The sequence below is a fragment of the Mycobacterium sp. D16Q16 genome (genome assembly GCF_002013745.1).
In the GTDB taxonomy this organism is placed as follows: domain Bacteria; phylum Actinomycetota; class Actinomycetes; order Mycobacteriales; family Mycobacteriaceae; genus Mycobacterium.
In genome coordinates this window covers 93,035-108,482 of sequence record NZ_MAEY01000026.1, presented here as the reverse complement: position 1 = coordinate 108,482, position 15,448 = coordinate 93,035, and the positions used below count along the sequence as shown (strand labels likewise).

General features: G+C 64.2%; 14 protein-coding genes. 1 reads left to right on the top strand and 13 read right to left on the bottom strand.

Translation table 11 applies throughout. The features are described from left to right. Positions 1–45: 45 nt before the first annotated feature. The 10 genes from B4394_RS22710 to B4394_RS22665 all read right to left on the bottom strand — a co-directional run bounded on the left by B4394_RS22710 (position 46) and on the right by B4394_RS22665 (position 9,587). Positions 46–1,341 carry an MFS transporter gene (locus B4394_RS22710; protein ID WP_078316366.1) on the bottom strand — a complete coding sequence of 432 codons (1,296 nt, stop codon included), beginning with the start codon at positions 1,339–1,341 and terminating at the stop codon, positions 46–48. 74 nt (positions 1,342–1,415) lie between these two features. Then, positions 1,416–2,324, bottom strand: coding sequence for an ectoine hydroxylase (thpD, locus tag B4394_RS22705; RefSeq protein ID WP_078316346.1), 909 nt, complete (start codon positions 2,322–2,324; stop codon positions 1,416–1,418). After that, a complete protein-coding gene (locus B4394_RS22700) occupies positions 2,321–2,713 on the bottom strand; it encodes an ectoine synthase (protein WP_078316345.1) in 393 nt (130 codons plus the stop codon). The genes thpD and B4394_RS22700 overlap by 4 nt, the downstream gene beginning before the upstream one ends. A gap of 29 nt (positions 2,714–2,742) precedes the next feature. Next, on the bottom strand, positions 2,743–4,020 hold the full coding sequence (gene ectB / locus B4394_RS22695) for a diaminobutyrate--2-oxoglutarate transaminase (protein ID WP_078312272.1): 1,278 nt from the start codon (positions 4,018–4,020) through the stop codon (positions 2,743–2,745). Positions 4,021–4,048: 28 nt separating this feature from the next. Next, positions 4,049–4,510: a diaminobutyrate acetyltransferase gene (ectA, locus tag B4394_RS22690; RefSeq protein WP_286142348.1), complete on the bottom strand. Its 462-nt coding sequence runs from the start codon at positions 4,508–4,510 to the stop codon at positions 4,049–4,051. A gap of 321 nt (positions 4,511–4,831) precedes the next feature. Then, a complete protein-coding gene (locus tag B4394_RS22685) occupies positions 4,832–6,475 on the bottom strand; it encodes an FUSC family protein (RefSeq protein ID WP_078316344.1) in 1,644 nt (547 codons plus the stop codon). 3 nt (positions 6,476–6,478) lie between these two features. Further along, a complete protein-coding gene (locus tag B4394_RS22680) occupies positions 6,479–7,102 on the bottom strand; it encodes a MerR family transcriptional regulator (RefSeq protein ID WP_078316343.1) in 624 nt (207 codons plus the stop codon). 86 nt (positions 7,103–7,188) lie between these two features. Further along, positions 7,189–8,397, bottom strand: a complete 1,209-nt coding sequence (locus B4394_RS22675) for a Dyp-type peroxidase (RefSeq protein ID WP_078316342.1) — start codon at positions 8,395–8,397, stop codon at positions 7,189–7,191. A 2-nt stretch (positions 8,398–8,399) separates the two neighbouring features. Then, a complete protein-coding gene (locus B4394_RS22670) occupies positions 8,400–8,864 on the bottom strand; it encodes a copper chaperone PCu(A)C (RefSeq protein ID WP_078316341.1) in 465 nt (154 codons plus the stop codon). A gap of 6 nt (positions 8,865–8,870) precedes the next feature. Further along, positions 8,871–9,587 (bottom strand): FadR/GntR family transcriptional regulator, encoded by a 717-nt coding sequence (locus B4394_RS22665; RefSeq protein ID WP_078316340.1) that lies wholly within the window; start codon positions 9,585–9,587, stop codon positions 8,871–8,873. A 135-nt stretch (positions 9,588–9,722) separates the two neighbouring features. On the opposite strand from B4394_RS22665, the gene B4394_RS22660 reads away from it, so the two are divergent. After that, positions 9,723–10,940: an MFS transporter gene (locus B4394_RS22660; RefSeq protein WP_139360397.1), complete on the top strand. Its 1,218-nt coding sequence runs from the start codon at positions 9,723–9,725 to the stop codon at positions 10,938–10,940. Between the two features lie 11 nt (positions 10,941–10,951). Here the strand turns inward: B4394_RS22660 and B4394_RS22655 are convergent, their stop codons facing one another. From B4394_RS22655 to B4394_RS22645, 3 genes are all read right to left on the bottom strand, one after another. Beyond that, on the bottom strand, positions 10,952–13,060 hold the full coding sequence (locus B4394_RS22655; RefSeq protein WP_078316339.1) for a RecQ family ATP-dependent DNA helicase: 2,109 nt from the start codon (positions 13,058–13,060) through the stop codon (positions 10,952–10,954). Between the two features lie 88 nt (positions 13,061–13,148). Beyond that, positions 13,149–14,633: an amino acid permease gene (locus B4394_RS22650; protein WP_078316338.1), complete on the bottom strand. Its 1,485-nt coding sequence runs from the start codon at positions 14,631–14,633 to the stop codon at positions 13,149–13,151. Positions 14,634–14,803: 170 nt separating this feature from the next. Further along, on the bottom strand, positions 14,804–15,247 hold the full coding sequence (locus tag B4394_RS22645) for an SRPBCC family protein (RefSeq protein ID WP_078316337.1): 444 nt from the start codon (positions 15,245–15,247) through the stop codon (positions 14,804–14,806). Positions 15,248–15,448 lie beyond the last annotated feature (201 nt).

Below are 15,448 nucleotides of genomic sequence, written 5' to 3'. Positions count from 1 at the left end.
CCGGGCCATTACTTAGCCCATCCTAACCTAAGCGGCGCTGACGGGTCAGGCACGAAGGGCGGCGCCGTCCGGCGGGGCTGTTCCGGCCTCGTCGGAATCTGCGCAGGGGATGTCCGTTCCGGCGATCGAGGCTCCGGCCGTCTCGATAAGGAACGGTAGGGCGCACAATCCGACGACACAGGCCAGCATGAGATAAGCGGCGGGGAACAGATCCCATCCGGTCCTGTCCACCATGAGGTCGTTCACCAGAGGCGCGGTGCCGCCGAACGCGGCGGTGGACAAGTTGTAAGAGATCGCGAATCCCGCATAGCGCACGTGGGTGGGAAACATACACGGGAAGGTCGCGGTAATGGTGGACAGCTGCGGTATGTACAGCAATCCGAGAGTGGCGAAACCCACTATCGCCCAACCGAATCCCTGCCCCATGAGCCAGAACATCGGCAGTGAGAACAGCAGTAGACCGGTCAACGAGAATGCCCACATGGGTTTGCGTCCCACGCGATCCGACAGTGCTCCGCAGAAGGGCAGGAATGCCATCATGGCGACCTCGCCGATGAGGATGACGATCTGGCCCTGCGTTTCGGTCATGCCGAGCCGCGTCTTCAGGTAGGTCGGCTGGTAGCTAAGCAGGGTGTAGTTGGTGATGTTCAGCGCGATCACCAGCAGCATCATCACGATCATGGGTCGCTTGTAGTCGCGCACCAGATCTCTGAGCCGTTCGAACGCATTCCCCTGACCCTCCGGCTCCTGTTCCTGCATCTCTTTGAACAAGGGCGGGTCATCCAGGCGGCTCCGTAGATACCAGCCGATAAGACCCATCGGAAGTGCGACGAGGAATGGAATACGCCAGCCCCAGGAGTGCATAGCTTCGGCGCTCAGGCTGGCATCGAGGATCAGGACGAAGGCGGCGCCGGTGACAAAGCCGCCCAAGGTGCCGAACTCGAGGAATGAACCGTACTTGCCGCGCTTCTTATCGGGCGCGAACTCGGCCATGAATGTTGCCGCACCGCCGTATTCGCCGCCGGTGGAGAAACCTTGCACCACGCGCAGCAGAATCAACAACGCGGGCGCGGCCGCTCCGATGGTCGCCCACGTCGGCAACACGCCAATGAGTGTGGTGGACAACGCCATCAGCACGATGGTGATGGCCATGACGCTCTTGCGGCCCAATCTGTCGCCAAGTGGTCCCCAGATCATTCCGCCGAGAGGACGCAGCAGGAATGAGATCGCGTATCCCAGCATCGTGAACGCGGTGCCCAGGGTGGGGAAGAAGGCCTGTGTCAGGAAGATGGTCGTGGCGGCGTAGACGCCATAGTCGTACCACTCGGTGGCGTTGCCCATCGCCGATGCCGCGATGGCCCGGTGCAGGATCCGCCGGCCCTCGGGTGACTGGAAGTCCGGGCCGGCGGCCGTCATCAGCGCGTGCCCGGAGATTGGCTATTCAGCGGGGTAAAGGTCCGCGCCGCGATGTACTCCGGACGCGGCTCCGACCCGGCGAAGGGCCGCTCCGGTGTGTTCTGGACCGAGTTGAACACGAGGAACACATTCGACCGCGGGTAGGGGCTGATGTTCGACCCCGACCCGTGCATGAGGTTGCAGTCGAACCACAGCGCGTCCCCCGGCTGCCCGAGGAACAGCTCGATACCGCTGGTGAGGGCGGCCTCCGCGAGGGTCTGCGTGGAGGGAACGCCAATCTCCTGCTCCACCAAAGATTTCCGATGGTTCTCGTGCGGGGTCGTGCCGACGCACGGGTAGAAGGTGCGATGCGTACCCGGCATGACCTGCAGCGTCCCGTTGTAGGCGACGTTGACGGTCAACGCGATCGAGCAGGACACGGTGCGCATCTGGGGGAGCCCGTCCTCGGTGTGCCAGGTCTCGAAGTCCGAATGCCAATAAAAGCCGCGCCCCCTGAACGCGGGCATCGCATTGATACGGGACTGATGTAGGTAGACCGGCCCGCCCAAGAGCTGCTCGGCGACGTCGAGTACCCCCGGCGAGCATGCGACGTCCATGACCACGGAGCTCAGGATGTGTGCCTCGAAGATGGATCGCACCTCCTGCGATCCGGCCTCTTTGATGATCCTGGGATCATCGCCCAGTTGTGATGGCACTCTGTCGATCTCGTTACGCAAGGTCGAGACCGTCATATCATCGACGGTGCTCGGCCGGATCAGGAATCCCTGATCCGACATCTGCGTGAGCGCCGGTGGGGCGAGCGGTCCCTGGTCCGCGGTGCCCCAGACGACAGGCTCCGTCCTGACGATGGGAGGCTGCTCGGTCTCGAGGCGGCTGGGGTAGCGATCCGTGATCGCAGGGGCGCTCATGAGAGTGCGGGCGCGGCCGGGTATGCGCCGGACTCGTCGTGGACCTCCTGCCCGGTGACAGGAGGATTGAACACGCACATCATGCGCATCTCAGTATCGGCGGAAAGTTGGTGCCGCTCATTGCCGTCGAGCAAATACATGCTGCCCGGCGCGAGCGTGAAGGCGTCGCCGTTTTCCAGGTTTGTCAGCGTGCCGGTACCGGCAGTGAGCCATACCGCTTCGATGTGGTGCCGGTAGTGGAAGACGTGCGCGGTTCCCGCGTCGATGGTGGTCTCGTGGAAGGAGAACCCGACTCCGTCATCCGCCAGCACGATCCGTTTGCTATGCCAGCCTTCGCCGCTGACGTCGCGTTCGGTACCCGTAATCTGTTGGGTAGTACGGACGATCACAGTAATTCCTCTCTTGTTGGATTCGGCTTCTAGGCGGACTCGGCGATGGATTCACGCAGGGTGGCAATGCCGATATCAAGCTGCTCGTCGGTTGTGGTCAGCGCGGGCAGCAGTTTGACGACCTCGTCCTTGGGGCCGGAGGTCTCCACGAGCAGGCCGCGCCGGAACGCGGCCTTGCTGACGCGCGAGCCCCGCTCGGTGTCGGCGAATGCGATGCCCTGGACCATGCCGCGGCCACGCACGGTCACCGAATCGTCATCGGCCACCAATGCGGACAGCTCGGTATGGAGGCGGTCGCCCTTACGGCGCACGTCCTCGCTGAACGTGCCATCGCGCCAATACTTTTGCAGTGTCGCGGTGGCTGTCACGAAGGCCGGGTTGTTTCCGCGGAAGGTGCCGTTGTGCTCACCCGGGGCCCACTGATCCAGATCGGGACGGATCAGTGTCAGCGCCATCGGCAGGCCGTATCCGCTGATCGACTTGGACAACGTCACGATATCGGGACGGATTCCCGCGTCTTCGAAAGAGAAGAAGGCGCCAGTACGGCCGCAACCCATTTGGACGTCGTCGACGATCAGGATGATCTCGCGCTTGCGGCACAGATCTGACAGTGCGCGCAGCCATTCGGCGCGGGCGACGTTGACCCCGCCCTCACCCTGCACGGTCTCGACGATCACCGCGGCGGGCTTGTTGAGACCGCCGCCTTCGTCGTCGAGGACCTTCTCGAACCATTGGAAATCCTCGGTGACTCCGCCGAAGTAGTTGTCGTACGGCATCGGGGTGGAGTGCACAAGGGGCACACCCGCACCGGCGCGCTTCATCGAATTACCGGTCACAGCCAGCGATCCCAGTGTCATTCCATGAAATGCGTTGGTGAAGCTGATGATCGACTCGCGCCCCGTGATATTTCGTGCCAGCTTGAGTGCGGCCTCCACGGCATTGGTCCCGGTGGGCCCGGGGAACTGCACCTTGTAGTCCATACCGCGTGGTTGCAGGATGGTCCCCTCGAATTCCTCGAGGAACTGCTGTTTGGCGACCGTGGCCATGTCCAGGCCGTGGACTATGCCATCGGTCGTCAGGTAGTCGATGAGGGCCGTCTTGAGATCCGGGTTGTTATGCCCATAGTTGAGTGCGCCCGCACCGGCGAAGAAGTCGAGGTAACGCTCACCGGTGGTGTCGGTCAACCACGATCCGGAGGCAGAGGCGAAGGTGGTGGGCCAACTCCGGCAATAACTTCGCACCTCGGATTCACGTTCGTTGATGACCCTCGGTAGCCCGGCTTCCTGAGCGGGCAAAGTGGCGGTCATTTCTGTATCCCCTTTCGGCCCAGTGCCTTTAGGCACTGTTACTGGGCGCTTTATGTAGGTCGTGCGGAGTGAGTCGCAGCAGCGGCTCTGCCTCATGTGCATCGGGAAACAGATCCACGCCGAATCCAGCGGATTCGGTGAGTTCCATATCCCGCCGGCGGGCAAATCCGGCGAATAGTGCACGTGAAGCGGTATTTGACCGTGTAACAGTGGTTTCCATAACCAGGGGCTCGCCCTGCAACGTCGCGAGAGAGTCTGCGAGCCAGGCCAGCATGCTGGCGGCCAGACCCTTTCCGCGGTACGCCTCGTCGACTCCGACCTGCCAGATCATCAGTGATCCAGAGGGTCTGAGGTATCCGGTCACGAATCCGACGGGTTTTCCCTCGACGCGTGCGACGGCGGCGGTGGAGGGAAAGTCAGTGCACCACAACAGGTATGCATAAGAAGAGTTGACGTCCAGCACGCCGGAGTCGCGTGCGATGCGCCACATGTGACGCGCGTCCGACTGCGTCGGGTGGCTCATAGACCACACAGGGGTGCAACGTTTTTCAGCCTGCAATTCAGTATCGACCACTAAAAATCACCATCACCACAACATGTTTCGTATCAACTTGGGTTTCGTATCGGCTTTCGTACCGTCCGACCGTAACCACATCGGCACCCGGATGGCCAGGACCGGCGGTGGCGATCCGGGTCAAGTCACGCCGTTTGCCGAGGGTATCCGCCTGTTGTGACCCTCGTCACATTATTGCGTGACGATGAGAACTTGACGGGATCTTGACGAATGTGCATCGAGGTTGCCGGGCAACATTCAGCCATTGCTACTGAAGCAGCGCTCCCAGCGGTCGGGATCGGCGAGCATCTCGCCGGGGGGAGTGGCCCAGCATGCGGCCACCAGGTCGTAACCGTGGTGAATGAGTGCGGCATGCGCCGGCCAGTACGACTGCAGCCATCCGGGTTCGTTGTGTGCGCTGTCCACGCCGGCCCGAATGGCGCCCTCGAGTTCGAAGGACAGGTCTCGGGCCTCTGCGTATGCGGCGTCGTGAGCGGGCTGCACCCGGGCGCTCGCGACCAGCGCCAGCGCCGCTCGCCGGATCCGGGCCTCGGTGAATGCGAAGGTCTGACGATGGGCATGAGGCGCGATCAGGTGCATCGACGCCATGGCGACGGCGACGCCGACCAATGTCTCCGCCAGGCGATCGCGCACGATTGATGTGACGGATCCCTGCAGGGTGACCACGCCCGCCGACAGCAGCGCGATGGGCGTCACGAACATGACGGCGACGGCGTAGTTGCGCGGCAGGAACAGCTCGGTGCAGAACTGCAACGTCGCGATGGCGGCGATGAGCGCGTACCCGGTGAGGGACAGCTGGTACAGCACCGCGAAGAGAACAAGCCCGATCACTGTTCCGGCGAAGCGCTGGAGTCCGCGCACCGTTCCGTGCAGCCGATCGGGACCGAGATGGACGATCACGAGGGCGCTCAGGATCGCCCATTGCGGCCGTGTCAGCCCGATCGCCGCACTGATGGCTCCGGCACCGAGGCAGGCGATGCCGACGCGTCCGGCGGTGATGGTGGCGTGCGAACGGAACCGCACCGAACGGCGCAGCCGATACCAGATGCTGGGGCGAACCACCAGGACGTGGTCGCCCGGGATGACGTGATCAAGCACCATCTTGGCGCCGACAGCGGTTTCGGTGAACCGGCGATGGGTATCGAGCATCGTTGTCACCAGGGGTGAATCTGACTGCGTGGAGTATCCCGCGTCGTGCAGCGCGGTCCATGCCGAGGAGATCGCCAGTCCTGCGGCGTGGCGTGCGTCGACCGTCGCGTTGCCTGGCTGGGCATACCCGTCGACTGCTTCGACTGCCCGCTGTACCGCGACGCGTTCGGGCTTGTGGCGATCGATCGCGGCGCCCGCCATCGAAACGATGACCGCCGCGACCGCTCCCAAGCTCGCGCAGGCGAGAATCCGAAATGGGTCAACGCCCCATTCCGTAGCGCCGAGTGCACCACCGCATACCAGGACGAAGAACAGTGCGCCCGGAGGGCCGAGCCGCAGGGCGTCCACCGTGTAGACGACCGGGACCGCGACCGCTGTCAGGGTGAGGATGATTGCCACCTTGTTGGCGACACCGCCGGGGGCATGGGCCCCGACGAGGGCGCCGAGCGTCGCGACGAGCAGCAGCGCGATACCTGCGGTGGCTACCACGGCGGCGCGCACCCGGTAGGGGCGCCCTTCGCCGTAGAGAACGGCGAAGGCCCCGTAGGTCACATAAAGCGCCGCATTCGGGTATCCAGCGGCGACAACGAGCGCCCCGGGAATGGCGACGGCGGCGCCGGCGCGCAGTCCGATGCTCCACCGCCGACCCGCCGGTGGGGCGGAGAACAAGATGGAGCGGGCCCGGGCGATCTGCGGAAGCGGATCCGGCGATTCAGGCGCGGGCGGGGTCACACGTCATTTCATACCGTGCCGCTGCCGGTAGGCGCGTTGTTTACAGGCAGGGGAGCAGTAGCGCTGTGGCCGTCCCTTCCCGTGGGTGATCAGTTCGGAGTCGCAAAACCGGCAACGTCCGCGCAGTTCGGCGGCTATTTCGTCACGCGCGGGAGAGGATTCGTCACAGGCGCCGCGTGCTGCGGACACCAGATTCGTGCCGGCGGCCCGGCCGCGGGGGGTGCGGATGCGGAGCTCCCCATCGAGGTAGGGGCAATCGACGATGTCCTCGTTCTGGCACGACAGCAGGTGGTTGAGGTAGTCGCGTGCGCGATGGAGCTGCTCGATGCGGGCGGAGATGTCCGCGACCTGCTCGGTGACCGCGCTGCGCCAGGTATCGGGTTGTGCCGAATGTGATGTCACGGCGGCGGCCTGGCGCAGCGGCATCATTCCGGTGATGCAGCACAGGTACGCGATGCCGATGCGACGCAGATCTCGCTCGGTGTAGGTGCGGCGGCCGCTGTGCTGTGTCGGCGAATTCAGGACGCCCTGCTTCTCCCACCATCGCAGGGTCGACGGGGTCAGGCCGTAGAGGGCGGCCGCCTCGCCGATGTTCACCGTGGGTTCCGTGGGGGCGGGTCTTGACATCAAGCTCACTTCACCATTGAAACTTAGGTAACCCTAACTTGCAAGGAGTATCTATGGCCGAGGGTGTGGCGGCCTAGGGGCGCCTACTAGCCCACGAGTGACCGGCCGAGATAGGCGCCCTCGGCGGTGCCCGGCGGCATGACGAAGACGGCGGATCCGACCGCGGTGTTCCACTGATTGAACTCGTCCCGTTCGGCCAGCCGTCGTTGTACCGGGACGAACTGCGTGGCGATATCGCGTTGGTATGCGGCGAAAATCAGACCGGAGTTCGACGATGTTCCCGGTAACGGTGCGTCGTCGAAGTTGTACGGACGGCGCAGGAATTTCTCGTGCGGATTGCGGTGGCGGGCTAGCGCGATATGCGCGGTCGCCGGGATGACCGGGATACCGCCGCGGGTCATCTCGAGGTCGGGTTCGTCGGACTCCTTCTCGCCCGTCAGCGGCGCGCCGTTGTCCGTTCTTCTGCCCATCACCAGGTCGCGGAGCTTGGTGTCCAGCTGGTCCCATCCGTCCAGATCCATCGTGATCCGGCGGAGGACCAGAAGCGTTCCGCCCCTGAGCCACTCATGATCTTCACCCTGGTGCCACAACAGGCTGTCGAGCTCGGGCAAGCTGGGGTTCACCGTCCCATCGACCTGTCCCATGAGATTGCGCATGGTGCCTCCCGAGGGATCTTCCGCACGCGGCGTGCGAAATCCGGTCTGGCGCCACCGTTCGGTGGCCAGGGAGCGCACATTCTTGAGGAGAACTCGGGCAGCATGCGCCACCACGAGCATGTCGTCGGCGCATATCTGCAGTAGGAGATCGCCTCCGCACCAGCGCTTATCGAGTTTGTCAGTGGAGAATGCCGGGAAGTCGCGTGCCGAGGCCGGGCATTTGTCGGCCAGGCCCGTCTTGGTGAACGCCGACGGCCCCAGGCCCGCCGTGATCGTCAATCGTGCTGTGGTCGTGGCCAATTCCGGCTCGGTGTCGGCGAGTGCGGGCAGGCCTTGAGTTAGCCTGGCGGCGTCGGTGGTCCACAGACGCAGGATGGACCGCAGGTTTTCGCGGGCGACGCGTTCATCTGTGCTGCTGCCGGGTAGCAGATCCAGTGCGAGGAACAGCGCGTGTGACTGCGGTGCGGTGGTGATCCCCGCCTGGTGCTCGCCGTAGAAAGGTTCGACAGCGGGAACGCCTTGCGGTCGCGCCGCTTGCGATTGCGCCGACCACGCCGACAGTCCGGCGCCCGCAGTGAGGGCGGCCGCGGCACCGCCGCCGACAATGAGTCCCCGTCGGGACAAAGAACGACGCGTCATGCTCAGGGCTGGTAGTTCTCGTTGCCGCCTGCGAAGTCGCGGATCTGGGCGGTGAGGGGCTTGGTCGAGCCGTCCTGGAAGGCCAGCGTGATGACGACGTCCTGACCTGGGCGCAGGGGAGTGGTCAGCCCCATGAGCATGACGTGATCGCCGCCCGGGGACAGCTTGTGCTCACCGTTGGCGGGAATGACGACCCCGCCCTCCTTGGGGCGCATGAGTCCGCCGGGAGTCACCTCGTGGAGCTCGACCGACGTCGCGGCCGGTGAGGTGGCGGACACAATGCGTGCCTCGCTGGAGCCGTCGTTGTGCACGGTGCCGAATACCGAAGTCATGGAGCCGTCAGGGGCGGACTTGGCCCATTGATCGGTGATGGTGACCTCGGAAGCCTGCTCGGCAGGAGTGGATTCATGCGCCGAACAACCGGCGAGCAATGACAGCGCGACAGCTGCCGGGATGACGATCTTCACGTTCAGCTAGTCGTGTGGATCGTGACGAAAGTTCCGGCTGGACGGCATTCGACTCAGGCTCAGCTCCGTGAAGAGCTTCTCGGTGGCGGACGTGGCGGCCTCGACATCGCCGGCGATGACACCCTCGACGAGCGTGGTGTGTTCGTTCTCGAACGAGCACTCCGCGCCGATCGGGTTTCCGCGCATGTAGTGGTCCATCAAACCGAGCAGCGAGTCATAAAGTTCCAGGTAAAGGGCATTATGACTCGCCGCGACCACTGCTCGGTGGACGGCGATGTCGGTGGCGATGGCGTCCTCGACATTCTGGGGTGCGACATGCCGGGGCGCCCACAGCTCGTTGCGCCGCTGCAACAGGGCGCGCAGCTGCTCGATGTCATCCTCGTCACGTCGCTGCGCGGCGAGCCCGGCGGCGGTCACTTCGAGGGTCTGCCGCAGCTCGATCAGATCGCGGTCGTTGGCGGCGGCGAAGTAGTCGGCGATGGCCGAGCCACTGCCGCCGACGGAGAGCACGTAGGTGCCGGAGCCCTGACGCCGTTCCAGCATTCCGGCGTGTACCAGGGCCTGGACGGCCTCTCTAATTGTGTTGCGGGAGGTTCCGGTGAGCTCGCACAATTCAGGTTCAGTGGGGATGCGTGCACCGATGGCCCAGCGTCCCGACTGAATCTCCTCGCGGAGTTGCTCGGTGACCTGGCCAATCAGTGTTTGGCGACGGACCGGCTGCATGACGGCTCATCGTAGCGTGCGGCGGAAATCACCTTGAAGATATTCATCCATTCATCCTATGATTTGCCGGGGCTTAGAGGAGGATGAATGTTGACCGCGACCGCGCAGGACACCGGAACCGCTACGCACGATTCGATGCGGGCCGTATCGGCAGCCGCGTTGCGCCGTGGGCGCCTCATGGTGCTGGTCGCGATCCTGCTGTTCGCGTTGTGCCTTCGTTCCGCGGTCACCTCGCTGACCCCGCTGCTGACTCAGATCTCTCACGAGGTCGGGTTCGGTTCCGCGGTGATCGGCGTGTTCGGGATGCTGCCGACGGCCATGTTCGCCGTCGCCGGGCTGGTGACACCCGCACTCACCGAGCGATTCGGTCTGGAGCGCACGACGCTGGCCGCGGTGGTGGCCACTGTTATCGGTATGGCGGCCCGGCCCGCGATGAACTCAACCGGCGGGCTGCTGGTGCTGTCCTGCGTGGCGCTGCTCGGTATGGGCATTGGCAACGTGGTGATCCCACCGTTGGTCAAGCGGTACTTCTCGCATCGCGTCGCGCTGATGAGCGCTTCCTACCTCACGGTGTTGCAGATCGGTACCACGGTTCCTGCGCTGACGGCGGTGCCGCTGGCCGATGCCTACGGATGGCGATTCTCGCTGGCGGCGTGGGTGCTTGTTCCGATCGCCGCGCTATTGCCGTGGATCGGTGTGATCATCGCGCGCCGCGGCCATGATGTTGTCGACCATTCGGCCGAGCCGCATGCGGATTCGTCTGCGGTGGGGCAGGTTTGGCGCTCACCGCTGGCATGGGGCATGGCCGGCATGTTCGGCATGACGTCCCTCGTGACGTATTCGATGTTTACCTGGATTCCGGCGATCCTGACCTCCGCTGGTGGCAGCGCCGGGTTGGGCGGCGTGATGGTGGCCGTCTTCTCGGCAGTGGGATTCGTTGGCACGCTGACCATCCCGCCGTTGGCCGCGCGCATGCGCAATCCGTTCCCGCTGGTGGTGGCGTGCCTGGTGTGCTTCCTGGTCGGGTTCGCCGGGCTGTTGTGGATGCCGATGACCGCGACGGCCGTGTGGGTGGTCGCACTGGGATTCGGTCCGTCCACCTTCCCGCTGGGATTGACGCTGGTGAATCTGCGTACCCGCACTCCGGCTGGTTCCGCGGCGTTGTCCGGCTTTACCCAGGGGGTTGGCTATGCCGTTGCGTGTTTGGGACCCTTGCTTTTTGGCGTGCTGCACGACCTGAGCGGCAGTTGGTATGCGCCGTTTGGCCTTCTGCTCGTCGCGATCACCGTGCTCGGCATCGGCGCCTTCCAGGCGTGCAAGCCGCGCATGCTGGAAGACACTTGGAGTCGCTGAGTCAAGCAGGATCAGGCTGGGTGGTGGATGAGCAGTGGCAGTACCGCGAGCGCTCCGGCCTTCCGCAGATGAGCGGCGGCAACGGTGACGGGCCATCGGGTAGACGTCGAGTCTGTGACTAGCAGCACGCACCGGCCATTGATCATGTCCCGGAGCGCGTCGTCTGTACTGATCGCATCACGCCAGTAGGCGGCTTCCTCCCCGCCGGATGAATCACGGCCAGGAGCCGTACCCACAACCGCTGGCATCACTGCGTGCGGTAGGCGACCGACCGTGGCAATGCGGTCGGTCACCGGCCGCACCGGATTGGGGGTACCGGTCAGCTGTAGCGACACCGCGATTTCGGGGCGGGCGACCCATTCGTCGCGCCATCGAGCGAGAGTGGAAACCGCGGCCTGGGCCAGGACCTCGATCGCCTCGGGCTCGCCCCCGACCGCAGCGGTGATTACCCCGCTCCACTCTGGCGCGTCGGCATGGACCAGCACGCGGCCCGGCTCGGCGAGCAGGTCCGATGGAATCTTGCCGCGTGTACCAAACTCACCGCCAGGCCACATCTTTCGGGGTTCAAGCACCGTGGAGTCGGTGCGCAGGGTGGCGGCGACCGTCTGCATGAGCTCGGCGGACGCGGGCAGTCCAAGCCCATCGGGTGTGTGACCGAGGCACACCGAGCAGTGTCCGCACGATGCGGCCTGCGGATCGTCGAGCGATTCTGTGAGCAGCTGCATGAGGCAGCGTTCTCCACGTGTATAGGCCTTCATGATGTCGGCCTCACGGCGCCGAGTGGCAATGATGCCTTCGTAGTGTTCCGCATCGAAACGCCAAGGGCTACCGGTAGATCGCCAGCCGCCGTCGACCCGCTCCACCGCACCGTCGACGGCGAGCTGTTTGACCATGAGCTCGATTCGGGTGCGCCGAATTCCTGTCTTGGCCTCGAGTGCGTTTACCGATACCGATCCCTCACCCTCGTGTGTCTCACCGGCCAGAGCGGTGAGCACTGTGTCCATCTGCTGGGAGTCTGGAATGGAGGCGGTGGTGAAGTAGTCCCAGATACCGGCGTCGGATTCCGACGGAAGCAGCACGACTGCCGCATGGTCGATGGCACGGCCGGCGCGCCCCACCTGCTGGTAGTAGCCGACCGGTGAGGGCGGTGAGCCGATGTGGACGACGAACCCGAGGTCCGGCTTGTCGAAGCCCATCCCCAGGGCAGAGGTGGCGATCAGCGCTTTGATCCGGTTCTCACGTAGCGCGTCCTCCAGCCGGGCGCGCGTGTCCGCATCGAGTTGACCGGTGTACGCGGCGACTTTCGCCTGTGGGTGTACCGCGTGGATGGCGTTCACTAGCCGTTGCGCATCGGCGACGGTAAGTACGTAGACGATGCCCGACCCTGGTAACTCGTCCACATGCTGAGCGACCCAGGCATAGCGTGCCAGCGGCGACATCGGTGGCAACACGTTGAGCTGCAACGAGCGACGGGCCAGCGGTCCCCGGAGAACCAGGGTGGCATCGCCCAGCTGGCTGGCTACGTCATCGGTGACCCGCGCGTTCGCGGTGGCAGTGGTGGCCAGTACCGGTGTATCCGGATTCATCCGCGTGAGCACATCGGACACCCGGCGGTAGTCGGGACGAAAATCGTGCCCCCAGTCCGACACCGCGTGCGCCTCGTCGATGACCAACAGCCCCATAGAGCCTTCGAGCGCCGACAGCACCCTACGGCCAAACGACGGGTTGGCCAGCCGCTCAGGGGACACCAGAAGCACATCGATATCGCCGGCCACAAGCCGCGCCTCGATCGCACTCCAGTCGTCGAAGTTCGACGAGTTGAGCGTCGCGGCTCGCAGCCCCGCCCGAGCGGCGGCAGCGACTTGATCGCGCATCAGGGACAGCAGCGGCGAGACGATCAGTGCCGGACCGGCGCCCTCGGAACGTCGGATCGCTGTCGCGACCCAATACACCGCGGATTTACCCCAACCGGTGGCTTGCACCACCAGCACCCGAGCGGCGGGCTCCAAGAGAGCTGCCACTGCGGTCTCTTGATCTCCCCGCAGGACCGCACCGGGACCGGCCAGCGCCTCGATCACTTTTCGGGCCTGATCTGCCCTGGCGCCATTCAGCTGGCCCATGACTCACGTCCCCCTCGCGTCCGACTACCGGTTGAACGCAACCTACAAGGCCGCTCCGACTTCTCGCGGTGGGGTGGGTTCGCTCCTGCTACTTGTCCCGTCCGCCCGGTGGGTCGTCGAGCATGGGAGTGTGCGCTATCACCGGGTAGGCGCCGGTGTATCCGATGCGCTCACGCGCGAGCTCCAGGACGCGGCCACGGCAGAGATACCACCCCGCGGTGAGCACGGGGATGAGTACCGCGATCGCGATCAGGTTCCACGCGTTCTCGTAACACATCAGCACCACCACGGCTGCCAGGAACGCCAGCGTCAGGTACCCGGTGTACGGCGCTCCGGGCATCCGGAAACTGCCCCGCCGCAGGATGCCTCGCTGCGACCACCGGTACAGCTGGATCTGGCAGATCACGATGGTGGCCCATGACGAGATGATTCCCAGTGCCGCCAGATCGAGCGCGGTTTCGAAGGCTTCGGCGGGAATGACCAGGTTCATGAATATGCCGACAAGTGTGAGGGCACCGGTGACGGCGATGCCCATGAACGGCACTCCGCCGGAGGTCATACGTGACAACACTTTTGGTGCACTGCCATTCATCGCCAGAGATCGCAGAATTCGCCCCGTGCTGTATAGGCCCGCGTTCAGGCTGGACAGTGCGGCCGTCAGCACCACAAAGTTCATGACATCGCCGGCGTACGGCACGCCTATCCGGGAGAAGAAGGTGACGAAGGGGCTCTCGCCGGCTTTGTAGGTTCCATAGGGCAGCAGCAGTGCCAGCAGGATGAGCGAACCCACGTAGAAGACCGCGACCCGGAACACGACTGAGTTGATGGCCCGGGGCATCACCTTTTCCGGGTTCTCGGTCTCGCCGGCGGCTATGCCGACCAGTTCGACAGCGGAGTACGCGAAGACTACTCCCGAGGTGACGATGACCAGAGCCATCAGGCCGGCGGGCAGCAGGCCGCCGTTATCCACGATCACCGATGGTCCTGTGCTGGCGCCCTCGACGGTGAAGCGGCCCGCCAGGAAGACCGTTCCGATGACCAGGAACCCCATGATGGCAACCACTTTGATCAGAGCGGCCCAGAATTCCATCTCCCCGAACAGTTTGACGCTGATGGTGTTCATGGTGAGCACGATGACCAGAGCAATGAGTGCGATGGACCACTGCGGGATGGCCTTGAAGGCGCTCCAGTAGTGCATGTACAGCGCGATGGCTGTGACGTCGACGATGGCGGTGGCGGCCCAGTTGAAGAAGTACATCCAGCCCGCGACGTATGCCGCCTTCTCGCCGAGGAATTCGCGGGCGTACGACACGAAGGACCCTGAGGACGGTCGGTGCAAGATCAGCTCGCCCAACGCACGCAGGATGAAGAACACGAACACGCCGCAGACCGCATAAACCAAGAACAAGCCCGGTCCTGCGCTGTGCAACCGGCCACCGGCTCCCATGAACAGCCCCGTGCCGATGGCACCCCCGATGCCGATCATTTGGACTTGCCGATTCTTCAGCCCCTTGTGGTATCCCTGTTCCTCGGGGGCGGGAGCTGAGGTGTCATATGTTGCCGGGGACGTCATCGTGCGACCGTATCGACCGGAAAGTTGCTGACTGGAACAACGATGTTACGAACATGCTGCGCGATTCGGCCTGATGCTTGATCAGTACTGTGCAGCTGGCTGCCGGGGTGGTGAGTGCTCAAAGATCGCTGAGCCGCAATCGCGGTTGATGTGGTGGACCGGATCGCGCCTCAGGGGCAAAGCTGTGGCAGGCCCTTGATGATCGCCGCAGTCAGCGCCTTGGCCGTAATCGCGGCTGTACCCGGTATGGTCATGTCGAAGCGGATTGTGTAATTCAGTCGCGTTCCGCCATCGGGAAGAGGCGTTAGCTCCTGACGACCCGAATGCCGCTTGAGTGGCGAACCTTTGATGATTTTGTATTCGATCAAGGTAGGTCGTTCGGCGGTTATGGTCGCCTCCCAGAACTCTGGTAGCAGGCCGACCTTGAGCCCGCGGGCCGACCCGACGCCGTAGCGTCCGGTGTCGCCGTCTCGCACTTGGGTTACCTTCAGCCCGAACAACTCGTAGCTCTCATGTTGGACGAGCTTGTCAAACACCACCTCCGGGGCTGACGTGAAGGTGTGTACGACCTGCACACGAACGGGAGCCGCCGGAATGGTGCCGTCGATAGTCATAGGTTCCTTTCAAGAGCGACGAGCTCGTCGCCATACGACCTGCGGTACGCCGTCTACGTAGACCGTTCGGTGTATGCGCTGATTCGGCGAGGTTACCTGCTCTGTCACGAGGGGCAATACCTAGGCGCGGAATCATTCAGTGATTCGGGTAGCCGACGCAGCGCCTGGTGCACGACGCTCTTCCTCGGGACTGACCTCAGG